This window comes from Asanoa sp. NPDC049573, from assembly GCF_040676615.1.
Classification (GTDB): Bacteria; Actinomycetota; Actinomycetes; order Mycobacteriales; family Micromonosporaceae; genus Asanoa.
Genome location: NZ_JBFAPI010000002.1, coordinates 41863 through 65187, shown reverse-complemented (window position 1 = coordinate 65187; position 23325 = coordinate 41863). Strand labels below are relative to the sequence as shown.

The window sequence follows — 23325 nt, the reverse complement described above, 5'->3', positions numbered from 1 at the left end:
TCCCTCACGGCACCGGCTGGGGGACGGTCTCGGGCGGCACGACATCTCGTTTCAGCCCGGAATCCGGTGTCTCGCCTTCGCCGGCGAGCGGCGACGCCGGCGCCGGGATCGCGGTGCCGTGGTGTTCGCGGATCTCCGCACTCGCCTCGCGGACCGCACGCACGATGTTCTGGTAGCCGGTGCATCGGCAGAGGTTGCCTTCCAGCCCCTCGCGGATCTCTTCCTCGCTGGGGTCGGGGTTCTCTTCGAGCAGGTCGACCGCCGCCATGATCATGCCGGGGGTGCAGAACCCGCACTGCAGGCCGTGTGCCTGGTGGAACGCCCGCTGCACCGGGTGCAGCGTGCGGTCGGGGCCGGAGAGCCCCTCGATGGTGGTGATCTCGCGCTTGTCGGCCTGGACGGCCAGGACGGCGCAACTCTTGACACCCCGCTGGCGTCCGTCGGCGTCGCTCATCAGGATCGTGCACGCGCCGCAGTTGCTGGTGTCGCAGCCGACCACGGTGCCGACCTTGCCGAGCTGTTCGCGTAGGTGATGGACGAGCAGGGTGCGCGGCTCGACGTCGTCCTCGTATTCGACGCCGTCGACCTTGATCGATACCCGGGTCATCAAGCCTCCCGGCTTGCTCAGGGACGGGCGCGCGGGGGTGGCGCGCTGATCTCAGCCAATCCCTTCGGGTACGGCATGGCAAGGTTTTTTGTGAATCGGATCACCTATTTCGCGATCACGCGCACCAGTTCGTCGAGCGCGTCCAGCGTGTGTCCGGCGACGAAATTGTCGAGATGCGGCAGCGCCGCCGCCATGCCACCGGCCAGCGGGGCGAAACCGGCCTTGCCCCGATGTGGATTGACCCAGACCAGCCGGTACGCGAGCCGCGACAGTCGCTGCGTCTGCGCGGCCAGGGCCGCGGGGGAGCCGCGTTCCCAGCCGTCGCTGAACACCACGACGATCGCGCCCCGGGCGGTGCCGCGCTGGCCCCAGCGGTCGAGGAACGCCTTCAGCGCGTCGGCCAGCCGGGTGCCGCCGTGCCAGTCCGGGATCGCCACCGACGCGGCGTGCAATGCGGCGTCCGGGTCGCGGTGGCGCAGCGCGCGGGTGATCCGGGTCAGCCGGGTGCCCAGCGTGAACACCTCGGTGCCGGTGGGGCGGCGGCGCACGGCGGCGTGCGCGAACCGCAGCAGCGCGTCGGCGTAGGGGCTCATCGAGCCGGACACGTCGACCAGCAGCACCAGCCGGCGGGGGCGCTGGCCGCGCCGCCGGGTGGCCAGCCGGGTCGGCTCGCCGGCGTGCCGCAGCGCCGACCGCACGGTGCGGGTCGGGTCGACCTCACCGCCGCGGGCCGGCCGCCGGCGGCGGCTGCGGCGGGCCGCCGTCTGCGGGCCGAGCAGCGCCAGCAGCCGCCGCACCTCGTCGCGCTCGCGCGGGGTGAGCAGGGCGAAGTCGCGCTGGCGGAGGATCTCGACGGTGCTCGCCGACAGGCCGAGGAGCTGTGGTTGCTCGCCGGTGTCGGCCGCGTCGGCCGGCGGGCCCGAGGTGTAGGGCGCCGCGATGCTGGGCGGGGCCGGCGCCGGGTTGACCAGGCGGCCGGCGGCGGGTTGCTGGCCGCCGAAGTAGGCGGCGAACGCGGCGTCGTAGATGGCCAGGTCGTCGGGCTCGGCGCAGAGCGTCTGCCGGCCGGCCCAGTAGAGCCGTGCCGGCGTGACGGCACCGAGGGCGTCGACCGCGCGCAGCATCGTCTGCACCCGGTCGGGGCCGGCGGCCACCCCGGCATGCCGCAGCGTCCGGGCGAAACCCACCAGCAGCGCGCTGACGTCGCCGCTCATGGCCCGGCGGCGACCAGCGCGTCGAGGCCGGCGGCCCGGACCCGGGTGACGTCTTCGCGATACTTCAGGACCGCGCCCAGCGTGGCGGCGGCCAGGTCCGGGTCGAGCGTGCGGGCACCGAGCGCGACCAGCGCGCCGGCCCAGTCGATGGACTCGGCGACGCCCGGCGGTTTGATCAGGTCGAGTTCGCGCATCCGGCCGGCCGCGGTGGCGACCTGCGCCGCCAACCGCTCGGTGACGGCCGGCAGCCGCTCCCGCAGGATCGCCACCTCGCGGTCGAACCCAGGGTGCTCGACCCAGTGGTAGAGGCAGCGGCGCTTGAGCGCGTCGTGCACCTCGCGGGTACGGTTGCTGGTCAGCACCGTCAGCGGCGGGGTCTCGGCGGCGATCCGGCCGAGTTCGGGCACGGTGATCGCGGCCTCCGCCAGCACCTCGAGCAGGAACGCCTCGAACTCGTCGTCGGCCCGGTCGACCTCGTCGACCAGCAACACGCACGGGCTGGTCTCCAGCGCCCGCAGCAACGGGCGGGCGATCAGGAACCGGCGGTCGTAGAGGCCGGCCTCGATGGTGGCGGCGTCCGGCGGCGCGCCGGTCGCGGTGGCCGCCGCGGTCGCGGCCGCCTCGGCCGCACGCAGGTGCAGGATCTGCCGCGGAAAGTCCCAGTCGTAGAGCGCCTGCGCCGCGTCGAGCCCTTCGTAGCACTGGAGCCGCACGAAGGCGGCGCCGGTCGCGGCGGCCAGCGCCTGCGCGAACGCCGTCTTGCCCACCCCGGCCTCGCCCTCCAGGAAGAGCGGCCGACCCAGCTTCAGCGCGAGAAAACCCGCCGTGGCCAGGCCGTCGTCGGCGAGGTAACCCGTGGTGGCCAAGGCGTCGGCCAGCGCCTGCGGCGATGGGAGCGAAACGGCCAGCGCCTGCGGCGATGGGAGCGAATCGGCCAGCGCCTGCGGCGATGGGAGCGAATCGGCCAGCGCCTGCGGCGAATCGGGCAACGGGGTCGTCACTTGAGCAACTATGCCAGTCAGCCGGCCGCCGGGCGCCGCTCGCGGAACAGCGCCAGCACCACCAGCGGTGCCGCGCAGGCGGCCCAGACCAGCCCGAGCGTGACCGGGTCGGGCAGGGTCGGCAGGGCGAGCGGCCAGTCGGCGTCGAGGAAGACCGGGATGGCCGGGTTGGCCACCACCCAGGCGGCCAGCGCCAGCGGTGGGCCGAGCAGCACACCCAGCAGGACGGGCCAGAGCCGCAGGTGCCGGGCGGCGGAGCGGAGCGTGAGCGCGCCGACGCCCTGCGACCGCAACACCCGGGTACGGGCCGCGCGGTCGGTGTGTTCGGCCGCGGCCACCAGGCCGAGGCCGAGCAGCACCAGAAGCACCGCGAAGCCGGCGCTGACCAGCTCGTAGCGGGTCGCCAGGGCGGCGCCGTCGCGGGCGGCCAGGGTGGCCGCGTCGTGCACCGAGGTCTGGGTGAGGACGGTCAGTCCCGCGGCGGCCAGCCGGGCGATCGCGTCGTCCGGCGCGTCGGCCCCGATCCAGACCTGCGGTGTGCCGCCGGCGCCCATCGGCGCGGCCCGGTCCAGATAGTCGAGGTCGACCAGCAGGCCCGAGGCGCCCAGGCCGGGCAGTGTGGCCAGCGCGCCGACGGGGTCGGCGGGCACCGTCTCGGTGCGGCCGGGCGATGACAGCGCCCAACCTGTGTCGGTCTCGCGCGCGGTCGCCGACGTGGTGCGCAGGATGGGCAGCACCGGCGGCGCGTCGGCGACCAGCAGCCGCTGCGGCACCTGCGAGGTCTGCAGGTCGACGGTGATGCCTTCGGCGTCCCCGGTCATCTTCGGCGCGGTCGCCTCGATGCCGTCTTCGGTGGTGGGCCGCCAGCGGGCCGCGTCGCCCAGCGCGTCGGGCCCCGCGACGACCTTGTCGGGGCCGCCCTGGGCGATCTGGTGCACGGTCACCACCGTCAGCGACCAGATCGGCTGGAATTCCAGGCCGATCAGCCGGCAGGCGGGCTGGCAGCTGGGCAGGCTGCCCTCGTAGACGTGCCGCCCGCGGCGCAGCGCGCCGAGCGACACGGTGCGATCGGCCTCGCCCGGCGCCTGCACGAGGGCCCGCAGCTCCGGTGTGTCGGTGTTGGCGAACTGCACGAACGCCGGGTCGAGACTGTCGCTCTCGACGGTCGCGTCGACCCGTACGCGGCTGCCGGCGATCGACAGCGACGGTGCGCGGGGCGGCCGCAGCCGGTCGCTCAGCTCGGTGGGCACCGAACCGGGCCAGGCCACCTCGGCCAGCCGGTCGGTGTCGGCCGCGACGGTCGTCGGGCCCGAGCCGGTCGCCGGGATACGCACGACGGCCATTGCCCAGCGGCCCTCGGGGTCGGCCTGGCGTACGGCGGTGCGCAGTGCCCCGCCGGCCAACGGGTTGACGGTGAACACCCGGTCGGCGCCGAGTTCGATGCCGGCCCGCCGGTCGCGCGCGGCACCGCCGAGGTCGACGGCGAGCACGGCGAAGCAGAGCAGCGCGACACCGAGGACGGCCAGCGTCACCGCGCGTCGGGGCGCCGAGCGGCGGGACAGCTCGATGCCGGCCAAGGCGCCGGACAGCCGGCCCGCGCGCAGCGCCCGGCCGCCGATCCGGCGCGCGGCCGGACCCAGCAGCCGGGCGGCGAGCAGCGCACCGGCCAGGATGAGCAGGGCGGGGGCGAGGATGCCGAGACCGCCGCGGACCGGGCCGACCGCGTCGCGCGCCTCGATGACGGTGAAGACGGCCAGCGCGACCACCATCGCGTCGATCGTGGCCGAACGCCAGGCGCCGCCCTGCCGGGTGACCTTACGGAGCAGGTCGATGGCCCGGCCGCTGACCAGGGGCCGGTAGGCGAGCGCGGCGGCCAGCAGCGCGCCGGCGGCCGCGACGAGGGCGTAGCGGACGGTGTCGCCGCCGACGAGGTGCAGGCCCCCGCCGGGCACCGCCCGCGCGCCGAGCAGCTGGCCGGCGACGAAGCCGATCGGCGCGCCGGCGAGCAGCGCCACCCAGTCCGGGCCGGCCGCCAACCACCAGCGGTGCGGCACCGGCATGCCACGCAGCGCGACCTGGCCGAGCTCGGTGCGGCGGCTGTCGGAGCCGGACGCCGCGGCCAGGAAGATCACGAACCAGCACAGTGGCACGACGGTCAGCGCGAGCCAGGGCACGAGCGAGCGCACCGCCGCCCGGCTCTGCTCGATCCGGGCGACCAGCGGGCCGGCGCCGCTGACCATCGTGGCCCGGTTGTCGGTGGCCTTGGCGGTGAGCCGGTCGAGTTCGGCCTGGTAGCGGTCGACCCAGTCGGTGGTGAGCTGGGCCGGGTCGGCGATCAGGTCGTAGGCCTGCGTCTCCGGCACCGCCAGGGTGAAGAGCTTGGCGGTGCCGCGCGAACCGAACACCGGCTCGATGCCGACGTTGGTGGCCACGTCGGTGCCGATGCTCGGATTGGTCAGCAGGCCCGGCGGGAACGGCGGGTTGGCACCCCAGTAGGCCTCTGCCGGATCGTTCGGGCGGTAGACGCCGACGATCGAGAGCGCCACCGAGTCGCCGACCCGGACCAGTTCGTTGGCGCCGTCGCGGGTGACGAACTGCGACTGGCGGAACGGCATCGCGTCGCCGACGGCCGCGTGGATCCGCTCGGCCGTGCGGAAGCCGAGCATCACCTCGCCGCGGCCGGTTGGGCAGCGGCCACTGTCCAGGGTGACGTGTGCGCAGACCTGGTCGCGGTAGGACAGCTTGAACGCCGCGTCGACGGCCGGCACGGCCACGTCGAACGAGGCGCCGAAGACGGTCGCGAACCCGGGTGTGCTGATCGCGCCGCCGCCGAGCCGCTCGAACGTGTCACCGGAGGCGCCCGGGTCTTCGCCGGGCCGCTGGAAGCTGAGCACCGTCTCGCCCGGCGCCGCGCCGGCCACCTCGGTCGCGACGATGGTGCGCTCGGCCGCCGCGATGTAGGCGGGACCGGCCACCGCCGCGGCGACCGGCAGGGTGCCGAGCAAAAGCAGCACCGCGGTGCGGCCGCGGGCCGCGCGGAACAGGTCGAGGATCACGGCGATCATGACTGCTCCCCACCGTTGCGACGCGGCAGGCCGGAGGCCAACAGCACGACGAGCGCGTAGACCACGGCGGCCGCGGCCATCGCCAGCAGCAGCGGGACCGCGCGGACGGCGGCGGGCGGTGGCAGCACGTCCCAGCCGTCGGCGAAAACCTTCAGCGGCGCGGCCAGCACCGTGCGGGCGGGCAGCGCCGCGAGCACGCCGGCGACCAGCGCCGCGGCCGACACGACCAGGTAGCCGCCGAGAGTGGCCCGGGTGACCGCGCGTGCGGTCAGCCCCTGCCGGCGCAGCGCGGTGAGCTCGGCGGCGCGCGGCCGCCGCTCCACCGCGACGATGACGCCGAGGGCACCGGCGGCGAGCAGCACCATCAGGGCGGCCGCGAGCAACTGGAACCGGACGGTCGACGGCGGCGCCTGCCGGCTGTAGCGGTCGGTCAGGGCGGCGACCGTGCCGGTGCTGAAGGTGTCGACGCCCTGGCTGGCGAGGCGCGCGGCGAGGTCGGCGGGCGCGTCGTCGGTGGCCCACACTTGGAGCGACTCGCCGCCGCCGAGGTCGCCGCTGAGCAGGTCCGCGGTCTCCAGGTCGACCAGCACCGCGTCGCGGCCGACCCGGGGCAGCGCGGTGGCTTCGGCGGTCACGTCGACCGGCACCTGGGCGCCCGGGAACGCCACCACGTGCGGGTCGCCGGCCGCGAACTCAAGGCCGCGGACGCCGGCCGCGACGGCCGGCAGCCGGTCGGGGCTGTCGTCGACGAACACCGAGGGGTCGACCTGGCCGACCGGCCCGGGCGTGACGACCAGGCCGCCGGCGGTGGTGGTGACCTCGGGTGGTGGCGGCCCCGCGGCGACTGCGGTGCGCCACCGCGACCGGTCGGCGAACGTCGCCGTGTCGACGCCGCCGCTCGCGCCGCGCAACTCGGTGAGCCGCACCGCGTCGGGCGTCGGCCGGTCCGGCGGCGGCGGTGGCGCGTCCGGGGCGACGACCCGTTGCGGGACCTTGGTCAGGCCGGTGAGCCGGAACGACACGAGCCGGCAGCCGGCGGCACACCCCGGCGCCCGCTGGTGGTAGTCCTTCGACCCCGCGGTGACGGTGCCGAACTCGACGGTGACCGTGCCGCCGTCGGTGCCCTGCAGCAGCGCTTCGACCTTGGTCCGGCCGCGCAGACCGGTCGCGGCGAGGGTCAACTCGGTGCCCGTCACGGTCAGCGGCGCGGGCGCCCGCGGGCGCAGCCGCGCGGCGATCCGGCCGGGGTCGGTGCCGCCGTAGTCGCCCCGCCAGCGCGCGACCGCTGCCAGCCGGGTCGCGTCGACGGCCAGCACTCCCAGGTTGGGCGACTCGACGACGGCCATCGCGAACCGACCGTCCGGGTCGACCGCGCGGGTGGCGGCCAGCAGACGGGCCCGGCTGGACGCGGTCACCAGCAACACCCGGTCGGCGCCGATCTCGGTCGACGCCCGCTCGGCGCCGAGCCGGTTGGTGGTGTCGGAGGTGGTCACCGCGACGCAGAACAGGGTGACCGCGGCGGTCAACAGGGCGGTCAGCCGGGGCACCGCGGGCCGGCGGGCGAGTTCGGTGGCCGTGAACGCCACACCCAGGCGGCCGGCCCGCAACGCCCGCCGGCCGACCTTGGCGGCGATCGGCACCAGCACCCGGGCCAGCACCACGCCGAGCGCGAGGGCGAGCAGGGCCGGCGCGAGCAGGGCCAGCCAGGTGCTCTGCGGCGCCGCGCCCGCAGCGGCGGCGACCTCGGAAGGCGGCCGGCTGGCATAGGCGCGGGCCTCGTAGGCGCCGGCCAGGGCCAGGATGACCAGCACCGCGTCGACCGCGCCGTAGCGCCATCCGGTGTGCCGGGGCGGCACCGCCCGCATCAGCAGCGCCACCGGCGCGCCCAGCGCGCGCCGCTCGGCGACGGCCGCGGCCAGGATCGCGCCGACGACGGCCAGCAGCGCGGCGCCGACCGACAGCAGGTCGGTCGTGGTCGCCGAGGTCTTCGCGATGCCGCTGCCGGCCCGCAACGGGATGGCCAGGGCCAGGCCGACCACGCCGCCGGCGAGCATCGGCACGGCGCTCTGGCCGAGGGTGAGCGACAGGATCCGCGACCGGCTGGCGCCGCGCAGCTTGAGCAGGCCCACGTCGCGGTGTCGTTCGAGCGCGCCGTGCCGGACCGCGAGGAACAGCGCGATCCAGCAGAACGCGAGCAACTCGACCAGGCTGATCGGTACGGCGTACACGATGTCGAGTTGGCTGTTGTAGATGACGACCGCGAGCACCCGCAGCGGCACCTGCGGCTCGTAGCCGCGCTCGCCGAGCAACCGCTGGCCGCCGACGAGGTGGTCGCGCACGGTCAGTGGCGCGCTGCGTGAGAACACGTCGCGGCCGGCGACCGCGTCGACCAGGAGCGTGGTGCTCTGCGGTTTGGCGGCGACGATCGTCTCCGGCGTGGTGAGCAGCGGCGCCGTCGTCGCCTGACCGTCGACCTTGAGCAGCCCGCCGCCGGCCCAGTAGTCGCCGTTGGGGTCCTTGACCCGGTAGACGGCGGAGACCGTGAGCGGATAGCGGTCGAAACCGGGCGCGTGGTATTCGATCGGGTCGCCCGGGCCGACGCCGAGTTGGCGGGCGGTCACCTCGTTGACGGCCACCTCACCCGGACGGGCCGGGCAACTCCCGTCGAGGACCACCTCGGCGCAGAACCCGGTGCGGTTGACGAGCAGCACCGTGGCGATCTCGTCGCCGCGCAGGGCCGCGCCGTTGACCAGCAGGCTGCCGTGCACCGACAGGTCGGGCAGCGCGAACGCGTCGCGCACCTCCTGCTCGGCCGAGCTGATCACGTCGGCCCGCAGGTCGGCCTGGTCGACGCCGCGGCGCAGGGTCGCCGTGCGGTCGCTGACCGGCGCGGCCTCGGCGCTCGCGGTGGCCAGGTCGCGGGTGGTCGCGGCGATGTACTGCGGTGCCGCGGCGGCCGCGCCGGCGGACAGGACGGTCAGCAGAAACAGGGTGAGGGAGGGCGCGCGCCGGGTGGCGAGTGCGCGCAGGATCAGCCCGAACATCCTGCTCCTGTCGACCAGGCCCGGCACGTCGCGCGGGCACGCATGGTGGACGCGGCCACCGACGGGAGAGGTTGTCACGTGCCATCGATCTTGTCTGCCCCGTGACCCGACGGTCCGGAACTTGCGTGCACACCGCAGGATGGCTGCATGGAACTCGTCCGCAAATGGTTCGCCCGTACCGGCGCCGTGCTCACCACTGTCTCGCTCGCGGTCTTCGTGCCCGCCGTCGCCTGGGCCAGCACCTCCGGCGCCTACGACGTCGCGGTCGAGGCGGCCCGCAGCCGTCGCCGCGGCGGCGGCATCGGCTTCTTCGGCTTCGCCGGCCTGCTCTGCTGCCTGGTGGTGGTCGCGGCCATCGTGCTGGCCGTCGTCCTGATCAGCCGCAGCCGCAAGAAGCGTTAGCTGGCCAGCGCCGCAGTCGCCTTCTTGTAGAAGTCGGCCCCCGCCTCGCCGGGGGTCGACTTCTCGGCCGCCACCCGGGCGGCCGCGGCGGCCAGCAACGTCCGCACCTCGGCGTGGGCCGGCGGTGGCGGGGCCGGCGAAGGGCCGATCTTGTCGGCGACCGCGCTCTCGAACGCGAGCGCGGTGCGCGCCGGGCCCTCGGCCAGGTCGGCGGCGTTGGTCTCGCGCACCTCGAGGTTGGGCGCGAAACCCCGGTCGTCGCCGAGCACCCGACCGGCCTGGGGGTCGTTGGCCAGGAAGTCGATCACGTCGGCGACCGCTTCGGGCTCACGGGTGCCGCGATAGCCGGCCCAGTAGTAGCTGGCCCGCGGCCACTGGGCGCGCGGGTCGCCGGGGCAGGCGACCAGCCCGAGGTCGTCGTCCACCTGGTCCTGCCAGCCGGCGAACTCGCCGGCCCAGCCGAACGCGGCGGCCGTCCGCCCCTGCACGAGCGCGCGCTCGCCGGTCGGCCCGCCGGCCGGCGGCGTCGCGTCGTCCCAGCGCGCCTCCTGCCACATCGCGAACCAGCGCGCCGCGTCGTCGCGCTGGAAGCCCAGGCCGGCGCCGCGGTAGAGCTCGCGGCCCTGGGCGCGCAGCCACATCCAGAACGCGTCGAGGTCGCCGGACGCGTCCGCCGTGCCGGCGACGTCGCCGCCGCTCGCCCGGGTCACCCGCGCCGCCCAGGCCAGGAACTGCGGGTAGCTCATGCCGGTCTTCGGCTCGGCCACGCCGAGTTCCTTGACCAGCGTGCGGTTGTAGACCAGGGCCGCCGTCTCGGCACCGGCCGCGACGCCGACCACGCGGCCGCCGACCGAGCCGTAGTCGGCCAGCCCTTTCGGGAACCCGGTCACGTCGATCCGGCCCTCGGTGACCGGCGTGGTCAGGTCGAGCAGGAGCCCGCGGCCGGCGTAGTCGACCAGCCGGGCGTCGTCGATCTGGAAGAGGTCGGGTGCGTTGCCGCCGACGGCCTGGGTCGCCAGCCGGTCGTAGTAGCCGTCGGCGCCCTGCCAAGTGATCTTGAAGATGGTGCCCGGATGCCGGGTCGAGTAGAGCTTGAGCGCGGCCTCGGTGCGTTGGGCGCGGGCCTGGTCACCCCACCAGAAGACGGACAGGGTCACCGGACCGGACGCACCCGCGGGCGCGCCGGCCGAACAGCCCCCCAGCGCGAGGGCGACCGCGGCGAGCAGCGCCACCGGCGGCCGGCGAGTGAATCTGCGCACGCACGAACTCCTGGGACTGTCGGTGCCGGACCACCACTACACCGCCCGTTCCAGGCCATGTCAACGCCACGTGATCTACTGAGATCGTGGAGCTGGTGCACCAGGGCAAGGTCCGTGACCTCTACGCCGACGGCGACGACCTGCTGCTGGTCGCGTCCGACCGGCTGTCCGTCTACGACGTCGTGCTGCCGACGCCGATCCCTGACAAGGGCGCGATCCTGACCCGGCTCTCGCTGTGGTGGTTCGAGCGGCTGGCCGACCTCGTGCCCAACCAGGTGATCTCCGCGACCGACGTGCCGGCCGAGTTCGCCGGCCGGGCGATCCGGGTCCGCCGGCTCGACATGCTGCCGGTCGAGTGCGTCGCGCGCGGCTACCTGACCGGCGGGGGCATGCGCGAGTACGAGCGGACCGGCGCGGTCTCCGGCATCCCGCTCGGGCCCGGCCTGGTCGAGGCGCAGCGGCTGCCCGAGCCCCTCTTCACGCCGTCGACCAAGGCACCGGCCGGCGCGCACGACGAGCCGATCTCGTTCGACCAGGTGATCGGCGAGGTCGGCCGGGAGACCGCCGAGGCGATCCGCGACATCACGCTGGCCGTCTACCGGCGCGGTGCCGACCTGGCCGCCGAGCGCGGCGTGCTGATCGCCGACACGAAGATCGAGATCGGCCGCGCACCCGACGGCACCCTGGTGCTCGCCGACGAGGTGCTGACGCCCGACTCGTCGCGGTTCTGGCCGGCCGACGACTACCAGCCGGGCCGGCCCCAGTTCTCGTTCGACAAGCAGTTCGTGCGCGACTGGGCGACCGGCGCCGGCTGGGACAAGAAGTCGCCGCCGCCTGCGGTGCCCGACGACGTCGTCGCGGTGACCCGCGCCCGCTACATCGACATCTACGAGCGCCTCACCGGCGAAGCCTGGTAAGGGTCTGTCCTGCCGGTCAGGGCAGACCCTTCAGACCCAGTCCAGCGTACGAGCGACCGCCTTGCGCCACTGGTTCCATTCGGCCTCGCGGCGGGACTTGTCGATGACCGGCTGCCATTCGCGGTCGGGTCGCCAGTGTGCCCGCAGGGCGTCGAGGTCGGGCCAGAAGCCGACCGCGAGCCCGGCCGCGTAGGCGGCGCCCAGGCAGGTCGTCTCGGTCACCCGGGGCCGGACCACCGGCAGGTCGAGCACGTCGGCCAGAGACTGCATGAGCAGGTTGTTGACGGTCATCCCGCCGTCGACCCGCAGCCGGCGCAGCGCCACGTCGGTGTCGGCGTCCATCGCGTCGACCACCTCGCGGGTCTGCCACGCACTGGCCTCCAGCGCCGCCCGGGCCAGGTGGGCCCGGGTGATGTAGCCGGTCAGCCCGGCGATCACCCCGCGCGCGTCGCCGCGCCAGTGCGGCGCGAACAGGCCCGAGAACGCGGGCACGATGTAGCAGCCGCCGTTGTCGTCGACGGACCCGGCCAGTGCCTCGATCTCGTCGGCGCTGCCGATCACGCCCAGGTTGTCGCGCAGCCATTGGACCAGCGCCCCGGTCACCGCGATCGCGCCTTCGAGGGCGTACGCCGGCGGCTGCGCACCGACCTGGTAGCCGACGGTCGTGAGCAGCCCGTGTCGCGATACCACCGGGGTGGCACCGGTGTTGACCAGCAGGAAGCTGCCGGTGCCGTAGGTGCACTTGCCCTCGCCGGGCGCGAAGCAGGCCTGGCCGAACAGCGCCGCCTGCTGGTCGCCGAGCGCGCCGGCCACCGCGACGCCGTCGATCCGGCCGCCCCGCGCGTGGCCGTAGACCTCGGCCGACGAGCAGATCGACGGCAGCATCGCCGCGGGGATCGCGAGCGCGTCGAGCAACTCGGGACTCCAGTCCAGCGTGCGCAGGTCCATCAGCATCGTGCGGCTGGCGTTGGTCACGTCGGTGACGTGCCGGCCGGTCAGGTTCCAGATCAGCCAACTGTCGACGGTGCCGAAGAGAACCTCGCCGCGCTCGGCCCGGTCGCGCAGACCGTCGACGTTGTCGAGCAGCCAGCGCAGCTTGGGACCGGCGAAGTAGGTGGCCAGCGGCAGCCCGGTGATCCGGCGGATGTCGGCGGCGCGGTCGTCGAGCGTACGCAGGATCGGCTCGGTGCGGGTGTCCTGCCAGACGATCGCGGGGTGCACCGGCGCGCCGGTGGCCCGGTCCCAGACCACCGTCGTCTCGCGCTGGTTGGTGATGCCGAGTGCGGCGATCTCGTAGCCGGCCACCGCCTCGTCGACCACCGCCCGCACGTTGGCCCAGATCTCCGCGGCGTCGTGCTCGACCCAGCCGGGCCGCGGATAGTGCTGGCGGTGCTCGCGCCGGGCGACGGCGACGATCGCACCGTCGGCGTCGAAGACGATGCAGCGTGACGAGGTGGTGCCCTGATCGATGGCGGCGACGTAAGGCATGCCGGCCATTGTGCCGACGATTACGCCGCCCGAATAGGATCGTGGCGTGCGCGAGATCGCGGTCTTCAGTGGTGGAGCCCATCCGGAACTGGCCGCCGACATCTGTGACCACCTCGGTGTGCCGCTGCAGCCGACCCGGGTCTCCCGGTTCGCCAACGACTGCCTCGAAGTGCAGTTGCAGGCCAACTGCCGCGAGCGCGACGTCTTCCTGATCCAGCCGATCGTGGCGCCGACGCAGGAGAACCTGGTCGAGCTGCTCTTCATGATCGACGCGGCCCGGGGCGCGTCGGCCGGGCGGATCACCGTGGTGCTGCCGCACTTCGCCTACGCCCGGTCCGACAAGAAAGACGCGCCGCGGATCTCGATCGGCGCCCGGCTGGTCGCCGACCTGCTGGTCTCGGCCGGCGCACACCGGGTGCTGGCGATGACCCTGCACTCGCCGCAGGTGCACGGCTTCTTCAGCGTCCCGGTCGACCACCTGCACGCGCTGCGCGAGTTGGCGGCGCACTTCCGCGGCGAAGACCTGAGCGAGACGGTGGTCGTCTCGCCCGATCTCGGCAACGCCAAGGAGGCGGCGGCGTTCGCGCGGATGCTCGGCACGCCGGTCGCCGCCGGTGCCAAGCAGCGCTACCAGGACCGGGTCCGGATCAGCGCGGTGATCGGCGACGTCACCGACCGCGACGTGATCGTGCTCGACGACGAGATCGCCAAGGGCAGCACGGTGATCGAGTTGGTCGACCACCTGCACCAGCTCAAGGCCCGGTCGATCCGGCTGGTCTGCACGCACGGCCTGTTCGCCGGCGACGCGCTCGACCGGCTGGCCGCCCTGCAGGGGGTGCAGGAGATCATCTGCACCAACACCGTGCCGATCCCCGTGGAGAAGCGGATCCCGCAGCTCACCGTGCTGTCGGTCGCACCGGCGCTGGCCGAGGCGATGCGCCGCATCCACAACGGCGAGTCCGTCTCCGCGCTGTTCGCGTAGGTCGTGCCCCGCCGATCAGGACACGACTAGCGCAACACGGCCGCGGCCTTGCGCACCGCGCCGGTCAGCGCGGTGAGCACCGACGAGTTGAGCTTCCAGTGCTGCCAGTAGAGCGAGACGTCGAGGTGCTGGCCGCCCGCCAGCCGGACCACCCGGCCGGCGGCAAGGTCGCCGCCGGCGATCTGCTCGGGCATCAGCCCCCAGCCCACGCCGAGCCGGATGGCTTCGGTGAAGCCCCAGGCCGACGGCACGTAGTGGGTCGGCGGCTCGGGCGGTCGCGGGCTCAGTGACCGCAGGAACCGGTGCTGCAACCGGTCCTTGCGGTCGAGCACCAGCATCGGCGCGGCCGCGAACTCGGCCGGCGTGCCGCCCTCGGGGAACCAGCGCGCCGCCACCGCCGGCGAGGCCGTCGCCAGGTAGCGCATCGCGCCCAGCCGCTCCGCCCGGCAGCCCTGGACCGCCTCGCGCTGCGCGGTGACGGCGGCCATCACGGCGCCGTCGCGGAGCAGGTCGGCGGTGTGGTCCTGGTCGTCTTCGCGCACGTCGAACAGCACCCGGTCACCGGCCGTCACCAGCGCCGGGAGAAACCAGGTGGCCAGCGAGTCGGCGTTGACCACCACCGCCGCGCGGGACCACGGCACGTCGCGGTGGCCGGCCGCGGCCAGCGCCTCGCGCTCGAGCACCGCGATCTGGCCGGCCAGCCGGAGCAAGGGGCGGCCCGCCGGCGTCGCCCGGCATGGCTTGGCGCGGCGCAGCACCACCTGGCCGACCGCCTGCTCCAGGGCCTTGATCCGCTGGCTGACGGCCGACGGGGTGACGTGCAGGGCCCGCGCCGCGGCCTCGAAGCTGCCCTCGTCGACCACGGCGGCGAACGTCGCGAGCTGCGTCGAGTCGAGCACCATGATGAAAAATTCTAAACAAGGGTGAAAAAACTTAGCTGGAGTACGGGCAGCCGATCATCGTACGGTTCGGCCATGCTCACCACCGTCCTCGCCGGGTTCGCCAACTCGATCGCGCTCATCGCGGCGATCGGGGCGCAGAACGCCTTCGTGCTCCGCCAGGGCCTGCGCCGCGAACACGTCTGGGCGGTGGTGGCGGTCTGCGCGCTCTCCGACGCCCTGCTGATCACCCTCGGCGTCGCCGGCCTGGGCACGGCGATCGCCGACCGGCCGGCGCTGCTCCAGGCGGCCAAGTGGTGCGGCGCCGCGTTCCTCCTGGCCTACGCCGTGCTGGCCGCGCGCCGGGCGGTGCGCCCGGCGGCGCTGGAACCGGGCGAGGGCCGGCCCGCGACGCTGCGCGCCACGGTGGTCGCCTGCCTCGCCTTCACCTACCTCAACCCGCACGTCTACCTCGACACCGTGCTGCTGCTCGGCGCGGTCGCCAACCAGCACCGCTACCAGTGGGTGTTCGCCGCCGGCGCGGCCGCGGCCAGCGCGTTGTGGTTCGCCGCGCTGGGCGGCGGGGCCCGCAAGCTGGCGCCGGTGTTGGCCCGCCCCGGCGCCTGGCGGGTGCTCGACGGCGCCGTCGCCGCCATCATGGTCGCGATCGCGGTGAGCCTGCTGCTCGGCTGACCTCGGCGGGTCCAACGTCGACGGTCCCTCCGGCGGGACTACAAAACGACGGGTTGCGCGCACGCGGTGTGCGACTCCACCCTCTTGACAGGCGGCACCATTCACGAAACACGATCGGGTGAGTCGACCGATCGGCGAAGGTGCACGACCGGGTGAGAGGGGGACGGCATGGATCGCGAGCCGGTTCCGGCGGTCGACGGGCCGGGCGGAGAGCAGTCGCGACAGCCGGCCGCGGTCGCGGTGGAGACCGTGGTGCGCCTGTTGGCGCCGGACGCGACGGGCGTGCCGGTGCACTGTGGCCTGCACTACGACCCGCGCGACCCCTATGCGGTGCAGGTGCGGTTCTTCCTCGACCGCCGGCGGCTCGAGGCGATCAGTTGGTCGTTCGCGCGCGAGTTGCTGGCCGCCGGCCTGCACGAGCCGAGCGGCCTGGGCGACGTGCGGGTCTGGCCCTGGCGCACGACGCAGGGCGACGCGGTCGCGCTGGCGCTGAGCTCACCCGACGGCCAGGCGTTGCTGGAGGCACCGCGGGCGACGGTCGCCGCGTTCCTCGACGACACCTACACGCTGGTGCCGCGCGGGCGCGAGTCCGATCGCCTCGACCTCGACGCCGACGCGTGGTTGACCGGGCAACTCCTACCCGAGCTACCAGACCCGGCCGACCCCGATCTCGATCAAGACGGCCGATAGCCCAGCGAGTCGCCGACGCCGCTGATCTCGATGACCCGGGCCACGTGGCCGTGTGCACCGGTCACCCGGAGCCAGCCGCCGGCCTCGGCGCAGCGCCGGTCGCCGCGCACGAAAGTGGTCAGCCCGGCCGAGTCGCAGAAGGTCAGCGCGGTGAGGTCGACCACCAGCCGGGGCGTGCCGCCGCCGGCCAGTTCCGTGACCCGGGCCAGCAACTCGGGCGCGGTCGACATGTCGAGCTCTCCGGCCAACCGCAGCAGCACCGCGTCGCCGACCTGGCCGGTGGTCACCACGAGCGGCGCGATGACCTCGGTCTCCTCGATGCGCGGCCCGCCCGAGGCCTGTCTGGGCGCCGCGGGATCTGTGCTCACTCCACCCGCTCTCCGGTGCCGGCCGCCTCGGCCCGCCGAGAGTTGCCGTCGAGGGCGGTGCTGATCCGCACCGTCGTGCCGGCCGGGCCGGTCGCCACCTTCATGCTGTCGCTGAGCTGACCGGCGAGCCACAACCCCCAACCGCCCGCCGTGTCGGGTGCCGGGCGCTCGTGGTTGGCCAGCTGGTCGGGGCCGATCCCGGCGCCGCCGTCGGAGACCTCGCAGACCAGCGTGTGGTCGGCCCGCCAGAGCAAAAGCCGGCCGGCGCCGCCGCCGTGCCGGACGGCATTGGTGATCAGCTCGTTGACGGCCAGGACGAAGTCGTCGAGCCGCTGGTCGCGCAGCCCGGCCGCTGACGCACAGGCGGTGAGGGAGTGCCGGAGATCGGTCACCTGACCCCGGGAGAACGTTTCGGCGAGCAGGGCCAACTCGGTGGTGGGCACACCCGCGTCCGGCGTATGGTGCCCGTCCTCGGTCATGTGCCGCCCCGGAGGTGCTAGTCATGTGGGCGCCTCGCGGCAGCCCGGAGCGACCGTCAACGCGGCGGTGGCCCCCAATCACATTACGTCCTGCCGTCCAGCGCCGCATCCGCCCGCCACAGCGCCGATCTCAAGCGCGTGTCACGGTGGTCGGGTCTGTGGGATCGTCGGAGCGTGCCGGACAACCGGATGGTCCCCGGAGCGGACGGCCCACTGGCCGCCCTGATCGACGCCGCCGTCGCGGTGTTGGCGGAGCGGCTGGAGTGCTCAACGGGAGAGGCGAGACAGCGGTTGCGCGAACTCGCCGGCCGGTCCGGCGTGTCCGAGGCGGAAACGGCGGCCGCCGTCCTCGACAGCACCCGCCCGCCCGACACCCAGGCACCGTTCGAAGAGGTCCGCCGGATGGCCACGGCCGCGGCCGCCGAGGCCGCCGCGATGGCGGCCCGGGCCGTCGCCGCGCCGGGCCGGGAGCCGCTGGCCGACCTGGCCGGCACGCTGCGCGAGCGGCTGGCGGTCGAGGTGGGCACCGACGCGATCGCGGTGTACGCCGTCGAGCCGGACGCCTCGCTGCAGCTCGTCGGCGCCTCCGGGGTGCCGGCGGCGGTGGTCGACGCGTGGAGCCGGGTGCCGGCGCATCCGCCGACCGAGGCCGGCTACGTCGCCCGTACCCGGGAACCGCTCTTCCTGGCCGACCGCACCGCGACACCGCCGCACTACCTGCTGGTCGGCGGCCCCGGCGCGGAGTGGCCGTCGCGCGCGGTCGTGCCGGTCGGCGACGGGGTCGCCGTCGTGGTCGCCTTCTTCGTCCGACAGCAACCGTTCCCGCCGCGAGTACGCGAGGCGGTGATCCGGGTGGTCGACCAGGTCGCCGGCGAGATTGTCGAGCGGCTGCGGGCCCACCCGCACCAGGCCGGTTGGATCACCGACGCGCAGTCGATGCTCGACGCCATGCCCGGCGCGGTCGGCGTCTCGGTGCCCATCCGCGACGCGGCCGGCGCGATCGTCGACTGGGTGCTGGTCGCGGCCAGCCCGGAAGCGACCGACGTGACCGGCAAGCGCGGCCGCGAACTGGTCGGCACCAGCGTGGCGAGCGCCTACCCGACCATCGTCGGCACCGAGGTGTGGCACTCGCTGGCCCAGGTGATGAGCTCCGGCCGGCCGCGCGAGGTGGGCCCGTTCACCTACCTGGCGCAGGTGCCGGGCGTCGAGCCGGCGGTGTTCACCGTGCGGATCTCCCGGTTCGGCGGCGGGATCCTGCTCACCTGGACGCGACACGACGAGGAGCGCCGGCTGGCCTCCCGGATCGCGCAGACCGAGCGGCTGGGCCGGCTCGGCTGGGGCGAATGGGACCTGACCACCGGCAGCGTCTACTGGTCCGAGGGGCTCTACGCGATCTTCCAGCGCGATCCGGAGGCCGGGCCGCCGACCCTCGACGAGGCCGCTGACCAACTGCACCCGCAGGACGCGCCGCGGATCGCGCCGCAACTGGCCCGGGTCTTCGAGCGTGGCCAGCCGGCCGACCTCAACTACCGGATCGTCGTCGGGGGCCAGGAACGGCACCTGCGCGCCCGGTTCGAGACCATCCGCGACCGCACCGGCCGGGTGCTCAAGGTCTACGGCATCGTGCAGGACGTCTCGGCGGGCGAAGCGGCCGCCCGGGACCGGGCCCGGCTGGTCGACATCGAGGCCGAACTGGCCGAGCGGCTGCGCAGCCAGCAGACCGAGCACCGGCTGGTGACCGCGCTGCAGCAGATCATCCTGCCGATCCCGACGGGGGTGCTGCACCTGCCCGAACTCGACGTCGCGGTCCGCTACCTGCCGGCCGAGGTGGTCAGCCGGGTCGGCGGCGACTGGTACGACGTGGTCGAACTGCCCGGCGGCCGCAGCCTGCTCGCGGTCGGCGACGTCGCCGGGCACGGCATCACCGCCGCCGCGACGATGGCCCGGCTGCGCCACTCGGTGGCGGCGCTGGCGGTGACCAGCACCGACCCCGGCGAGCTGCTCGGCTATCTCAACCGGATCGTGCACGACGACGCCAGCGAACCCACGGCGACCGTGGTGGTGGCACACTTCGATCCCGTGACGCGCGCGTTGACCTGGGCCCAGGCCGGGCACCCGCCACCGATCCTGGTCTCCGGCGGCACCGCGGCGGCGCTCACCCGGCCGCCCGGGATGATCGTCGGCGCCCGGCCGGACAGCACCTACGACACGGTCACCACCACGCTGGCCGACGGAGACACGGTCCTGCTCTACACCGACGGCCTGATCGAGCGCCGGGGCGGCTACGACGCCGACTGGCTCGGGCCGCTGCTGCGTACCCTCGCCGGAACCGGTGAGCTGCCGATCGACGCGCTGATCGAGCGCCTCCAGCCGGCCAACCCCGGCGACGACACCTGCGTTCTCGCACTGCGCCTGCGGCCGCTGTGACCCCGCCACCACGGCCGGCGCCGTCCGTCGGGCTGCAAGGGCCGCTGTGGCGCGCCATCGTGGTGTTCCGGTTCGCCTCGCTGGCGTTCGCGCTGGCGCTGATCGCCGGCAACGTCCGCTACTACGCGCGCCCGCTCGGCGCGATCCCGGTGGTCCTCGTGATGATCGGCTGGACGGTGGCGGCGAGCTGGCTCTACGCCCGGCCGCGGCGGCGCGGTTGGCCGCTGCTGATCGCCGACGTCGCGGTCACCGCCGCGGTGCTGCTCTCCGCCCAGTTGGTGATCGGCAGCGCGGCCCTCGCCCGGGGCACGCCCGGGATGGCCGTCGCCTGGCTGGCCGCGCCGGTGCTGGCCTGGGCGGTCGCCGGCGGCCGGCGGCTCGGTGTGACGGCGGCGCTGCTGGTGGGTCTGGCCGATGTCGCGGTGCGGCCGCGGCTCAACCAGGCGTCGGTGACCGGCACGACGCTGATGCTGCTGGCCGCCGTCGGCGTCGGGCACGTGACCCGGCTGGCCGCGATCGCCGAGGCGCGGCTGCAACGGGCGGTCGAACTCGAAGCGGCCAACCGGGAGCGCGAACGGTTGGCCCGCGACATCCACGACTCGGTGCTCCAGGTGCTCGCGCTGGTCCGGCGACGCGGCGCCAGCCTCGACGGTGAGGCCGGCGAGCTGGCCCGGCTCGCGGGCGAGCAGGAGGCCGCGCTGCGCCGGCTGATCGCGACGGGCGCGCCGCCGACGCCGAGCGGCACCGTCGACCTGGGCGCGCTCGTCACGGCGTACGCCAGTGACGTGGTCTCGGTCGCCGCCCCCGCGACGGCCGTGCCGCTGCCCGCCGAGACCTCCACCCAGGTCGCCGCAGCGGTCGGTGCCGCGCTCGACAACGCCGCCCGGCACGCGGGCCCGGCCGCGCGGGTCTTCGTGCTGGTCGAGGACGAGCCCGGCGCGGTCACCGTGACGGTCCGCGACGACGGCACCGGCATCCCGGCCGGGCGACTCGAAGCGGCCGAAGGGGAGGGCCGGCTCGGCGTCGCGCAGGCCATCCGCGGCCGGATCGCCGACCTCGGCGGCACCGTCCGGATCCACTCCGCGCCGGGGCAGGGCACCGAGATCGAGATGACAGTTCCTAAGGTGTCGCTATGACCGAGCGGATCCGGGTGATGGTGGTCGACGACCATCCGATGTGGCGCAGCGGTGTCGCCCGCGACCTCGCCGAGGCCGGCTACGACGTCGTGGCGACCACGGGGGAGGGGCGCCAGGCGGTCCGGATCGCCGGTGCGACCCGGCCCGACGTGGTGGTGCTCGACCTGCAACTGCCCGACATCTCCGGCGTCGAGGTGATCCGCGGCCTGCGCGCCGCGCTGCCCGACGTGCGGGTGCTGATGCTTTCGGCCAGCGGCGAGCAGCAGAGCGTGCTCGACGCGGTGAAGGCGGGCGCGGCCGGCTACCTGCTGAAGTCGGCGGCACCCGACGAGTTCCTGGCCGCGGTCGCGGGGACGGCCGCCGGCGAGGCCGTGTTCACGCCCGGGCTGGCCGGCCTGGTGCTGGGCGAATACCGGCGGCTGGCGGCGACGCCCGAGCCGGCCGACCGCGCGGCGCCGGCGTTGACCGACCGGGAGACCGAGGTGCTCCGGCTGGTGGCCAAGGGGCTGTCCTACAAGCAGATCGCCGAGCGGCTCACCCTGTCGCACCGGACGGTGCAGAACCACGTGCAGAACACGCTCGGCAAGCTGCAGCTGCACAACCGGGTCGAGCTCACCCGCTATGCCATCGAGCAGGGCCTCGACCAGCTCTGACCGGTCATTCGAACGGCGGGTCCTCGGTCTCGTGCATCGCCAGTTCCTCCGCCGTGGCACCACCGCCGGCGGCGCCCGCGTCCTCGGCGATCGAGTCGCCCTCGTCGTCGAAGAGCGCACCCTCCGGCTCGTCTTCGCCCGCGAACTGCGCCGGGTCGACCAGACGCCCTATCGGCGCGCCACCGTCGCCGATCTCGAGACCGTCGGTGTCGTACAGCGAGGCCTCGGACCGTGAGTCGTCGCCGGGGCCGTCGTCGAGCACGTCGGCGTCGAGCTGTGACTGGTCGCGCTCGGTGCCGATGTCCTCCTCGTCGCGGATCTGCGCGTCGGCGGGTGTCGCCAGCGGATCGTCGACCTCTTCGGGCAGGTTCTCCCGGGCCAGCTTGTAGTCCAGCGACTCGCCCTGCTCGGCCTCCTCGCCGGTGGTGCCGAAGCGGTCGACCGCCAGCGGCGAGTCGACCGGTAGCGCGGTCGGGTCCGGGCCGCTGGTCTCCCGTTCGGACTCCACCTCGTCGTAGGCGGTCGAGTCGTCGTCGGCGGTGCCCGGCAGGCCTTCGCTTTCCGGGTCGGACCAGGGCCGTGGGTATTCGTCTTCGCGCGGCATACCGGGTCTCTACCCGGCACAACCGGCGGTAACCGGATGTATTGCCGGCGCGCCGGTCAGAAGCTTGGCGTGCGGCAACTAATCGGTTCGGTTTTCATTGCTCCACTCGCGCACAGCGACGTAGGGTCACGTTTAGGGGATGGCCGCGCTTCGCGGCGGTCTCCGGGGTGCTCATCACGCGGGCATCAGATCGCACAATCCAGAATCCGGTGCCGACTCCCCCCGCCCCACCAGGGCGGCGGCGAGGCGAACGAGGAGGCTGCGCGATGACCCTGCAAAGCGGCATGCCCGCTTCCGGTGAACTTGACCTTCCGGCCCTCGACGCGGTCGCCATGTCATATGCCCAGCGTTCGGGAGATGATGCACGGCGGCTGGCGCGGGAACGCCTGGTGCGCTCGGCGATGCCCTTCGCGGGCCGGCTGGCGCGGCGCTACCGGGGCCGCGGCGAGCCGATGGACGACCTGGAGCAGGTCGCCCGTCTGGGACTCTTGAAGGCAGTCGACCGTTTTGACCCCGAACGTGGGGCTTTCACCGGTTTCGCGGCTGCGACCATCATCGGCGAACTCCGCCGGCATTTCCGCGACCGCACCTGGGGCGTCCACGTCCCGCGGCGGATGCAGGAGCTCAGCATCGAGGTCAACCGGGCGTCCACCGAGATGACCGCGCGCCTGCGCCGCTCGCCGACGGTGCCCGAGCTGGCCGAACGCCTGCGGGTCGACGAAGACGACGTGCTGGCGGCGCTGGAGACGGCGGCCGCCTACACGCCGCTGTCGCTCAACATGCCGGCCCGCGCCGAGAGCGAGGCCGAGCTGGGGGACCTGATCGGCGGCGCCGACGTTGGCCTGGAGGCGGTCGACGACCGGCTGACGGTGGCCAGCCTGCTGTGCCGCCTGCCGGAACGCGAACGGCGCATCCTGGCGCTGCGCTTCTACGGCAACAAGACGCAGACCGAGATCGCCACCGAGCTGGGCATCTCCCAGATGCACGTGAGCCGGCTGCTGTCCCGCGCGCTGGCCTGGCTCCGCGAGGCGATGCTGAGCGACGCACCGAAGCAGTGGCAGGCCGGCACCGGCCCCGGCGAACACCACGAGATCACCGTGCAACGCCGCGACCGGGCCGGCCTGGTCCGTCTCGACGTGGCCGGCGAGGTCGACCGCGACACCGCCGACCCGCTGCGGGCCGCGCTGCTCGATGCGGTGGAGGCGGTGGCCGGGCGGCCACAGCCACGCGAGGTGGCGGTGAGCCTGGCGGGCGTGCCGATCATCGACGCGGCCGGCGTGTCCGCACTGCTGGCCGGGCTGGAAGCGGCCCGCGCGGCCGGAGTGCGGCTGCGCATCGGCGACATGCAGGTCTACGTGCGCCGCACCCTTCGGGTCGCCGGCCTCAACCCGATCATGTCGGCCCCGCACAGCTGATCG

20 protein-coding genes are annotated in these 23325 nt (G+C 74.3%); 9 read left to right on the top strand and 11 right to left on the bottom strand.

The window, feature by feature from the left end:
- Window positions 1-4: 4 nt before the first annotated feature.
- The 5 genes from AB0J74_RS03905 to AB0J74_RS03885 form a co-directional block, all read right to left on the bottom strand.
- Complete coding sequence (locus tag AB0J74_RS03905; RefSeq protein ID WP_363444273.1) at window positions 5-607, bottom strand: (2Fe-2S)-binding protein; 603 nt, start codon at window positions 605-607, stop codon at window positions 5-7.
- Window positions 608-711: 104 nt separating this feature from the next.
- A complete protein-coding gene (locus tag AB0J74_RS03900; protein ID WP_363444270.1) occupies window positions 712-1821 on the bottom strand; it encodes a VWA domain-containing protein in 1110 nt (369 codons plus the stop codon).
- Complete coding sequence (locus tag AB0J74_RS03895; protein ID WP_363444267.1) at window positions 1818-2822, bottom strand: MoxR family ATPase; 1005 nt, start codon at window positions 2820-2822, stop codon at window positions 1818-1820. Before AB0J74_RS03895 ends, AB0J74_RS03900 begins: the two co-directional genes overlap by 4 nt.
- A 17-nt stretch (window positions 2823-2839) precedes the next feature.
- A complete protein-coding gene (locus tag AB0J74_RS03890; RefSeq protein WP_363444264.1) occupies window positions 2840-5887 on the bottom strand; it encodes a hypothetical protein in 3048 nt (1015 codons plus the stop codon).
- Window positions 5884-9009: an ABC transporter permease gene (locus AB0J74_RS03885; RefSeq protein ID WP_363444261.1), complete on the bottom strand. Its 3126-nt coding sequence runs from the start codon at window positions 9007-9009 to the stop codon at window positions 5884-5886. Before AB0J74_RS03885 ends, AB0J74_RS03890 begins: the two co-directional genes overlap by 4 nt.
- Window positions 9010-9078: 69 nt before the next feature.
- On the opposite strand from AB0J74_RS03885, the gene AB0J74_RS03880 reads away from it, so the two are divergent.
- On the top strand, window positions 9079-9333 hold the full coding sequence (locus AB0J74_RS03880) for a hypothetical protein (protein WP_363444258.1): 255 nt from the start codon (window positions 9079-9081) through the stop codon (window positions 9331-9333).
- On the opposite strand, the gene AB0J74_RS03875 is transcribed toward AB0J74_RS03880, so the two are convergent.
- Entirely contained in the window at window positions 9330-10592 is a 1263-nt protein-coding gene (locus tag AB0J74_RS03875; protein WP_363444255.1) for an ABC transporter substrate-binding protein, read from the bottom strand. The two genes, AB0J74_RS03880 and AB0J74_RS03875, sit on opposite strands and share 4 nt — an antisense overlap.
- 86 nt (window positions 10593-10678) lie before the next feature.
- Between AB0J74_RS03875 and AB0J74_RS03870 the strand changes: the two genes are divergently transcribed.
- On the top strand, window positions 10679-11509 hold the full coding sequence (locus AB0J74_RS03870; RefSeq protein WP_363444252.1) for a phosphoribosylaminoimidazolesuccinocarboxamide synthase: 831 nt from the start codon (window positions 10679-10681) through the stop codon (window positions 11507-11509).
- A 30-nt stretch (window positions 11510-11539) separates the two neighbouring features.
- On the opposite strand, the gene glpK is transcribed toward AB0J74_RS03870, so the two are convergent.
- Complete coding sequence (gene glpK / locus AB0J74_RS03865; protein WP_363444249.1) at window positions 11540-12997, bottom strand: glycerol kinase GlpK; 1458 nt, start codon at window positions 12995-12997, stop codon at window positions 11540-11542.
- A 46-nt stretch (window positions 12998-13043) separates the two neighbouring features.
- Here glpK and AB0J74_RS03860 point away from each other — a divergent pair, with 46 nt between their 5' ends.
- Window positions 13044-13979 carry a ribose-phosphate pyrophosphokinase gene (locus AB0J74_RS03860; RefSeq protein WP_363444246.1) on the top strand — a complete coding sequence of 312 codons (936 nt, stop codon included), beginning with the start codon at window positions 13044-13046 and terminating at the stop codon, window positions 13977-13979.
- A gap of 26 nt (window positions 13980-14005) precedes the next feature.
- On the opposite strand, the gene AB0J74_RS03855 is transcribed toward AB0J74_RS03860, so the two are convergent.
- Entirely contained in the window at window positions 14006-14878 is an 873-nt protein-coding gene (locus AB0J74_RS03855) for a LysR family transcriptional regulator ArgP (protein ID WP_363445431.1), read from the bottom strand.
- Between the two features lie 75 nt (window positions 14879-14953).
- Here AB0J74_RS03855 and AB0J74_RS03850 point away from each other — a divergent pair, with 75 nt between their 5' ends.
- Window positions 14954-15550, top strand: a complete 597-nt coding sequence (locus AB0J74_RS03850) for a LysE family transporter (RefSeq protein ID WP_363444243.1) — start codon at window positions 14954-14956, stop codon at window positions 15548-15550.
- Between the two features lie 168 nt (window positions 15551-15718).
- Window positions 15719-16240, top strand: coding sequence for an SsgA family sporulation/cell division regulator (locus AB0J74_RS03845; RefSeq protein ID WP_363444240.1), 522 nt, complete (start codon window positions 15719-15721; stop codon window positions 16238-16240).
- Here AB0J74_RS03845 and AB0J74_RS03840 read toward each other — a convergent pair.
- Together AB0J74_RS03840 and AB0J74_RS03835 are read right to left on the bottom strand one after the other, a co-directional pair.
- Window positions 16225-16608, bottom strand: a complete 384-nt coding sequence (locus AB0J74_RS03840; RefSeq protein WP_363444237.1) for an STAS domain-containing protein — start codon at window positions 16606-16608, stop codon at window positions 16225-16227. The two genes, AB0J74_RS03845 and AB0J74_RS03840, sit on opposite strands and share 16 nt — an antisense overlap.
- Window positions 16605-17087 (bottom strand): ATP-binding protein, encoded by a 483-nt coding sequence (locus tag AB0J74_RS03835; protein WP_363444234.1) that lies wholly within the window; start codon window positions 17085-17087, stop codon window positions 16605-16607. The genes AB0J74_RS03840 and AB0J74_RS03835 overlap by 4 nt, the downstream gene beginning before the upstream one ends.
- 174 nt (window positions 17088-17261) lie before the next feature.
- Here AB0J74_RS03835 and AB0J74_RS03830 point away from each other — a divergent pair, with 174 nt between their 5' ends.
- The 3 genes from AB0J74_RS03830 to AB0J74_RS03820 are packed head-to-tail and all read left to right on the top strand — an operon-like array spanning window position 17262 to window position 21303.
- Window positions 17262-19514 (top strand): SpoIIE family protein phosphatase, encoded by a 2253-nt coding sequence (locus AB0J74_RS03830; RefSeq protein ID WP_363444232.1) that lies wholly within the window; start codon window positions 17262-17264, stop codon window positions 19512-19514.
- On the top strand, window positions 19511-20650 hold the full coding sequence (locus AB0J74_RS03825; RefSeq protein ID WP_363444229.1) for a DUF5931 domain-containing protein: 1140 nt from the start codon (window positions 19511-19513) through the stop codon (window positions 20648-20650). The genes AB0J74_RS03830 and AB0J74_RS03825 overlap by 4 nt, the downstream gene beginning before the upstream one ends.
- Complete coding sequence (locus tag AB0J74_RS03820; RefSeq protein WP_363444226.1) at window positions 20647-21303, top strand: response regulator transcription factor; 657 nt, start codon at window positions 20647-20649, stop codon at window positions 21301-21303. Before AB0J74_RS03825 ends, AB0J74_RS03820 begins: the two co-directional genes overlap by 4 nt.
- A gap of 4 nt (window positions 21304-21307) precedes the next feature.
- On the opposite strand, the gene AB0J74_RS03815 is transcribed toward AB0J74_RS03820, so the two are convergent.
- Window positions 21308-21907, bottom strand: a complete 600-nt coding sequence (locus tag AB0J74_RS03815; RefSeq protein ID WP_363444223.1) for a DUF5709 domain-containing protein — start codon at window positions 21905-21907, stop codon at window positions 21308-21310.
- 266 nt (window positions 21908-22173) lie between these two features.
- On the opposite strand from AB0J74_RS03815, the gene AB0J74_RS03810 reads away from it, so the two are divergent.
- Complete coding sequence (locus AB0J74_RS03810) at window positions 22174-23322, top strand: SigB/SigF/SigG family RNA polymerase sigma factor (RefSeq protein ID WP_363444220.1); 1149 nt, start codon at window positions 22174-22176, stop codon at window positions 23320-23322.
- Window positions 23323-23325 lie beyond the last annotated feature (3 nt).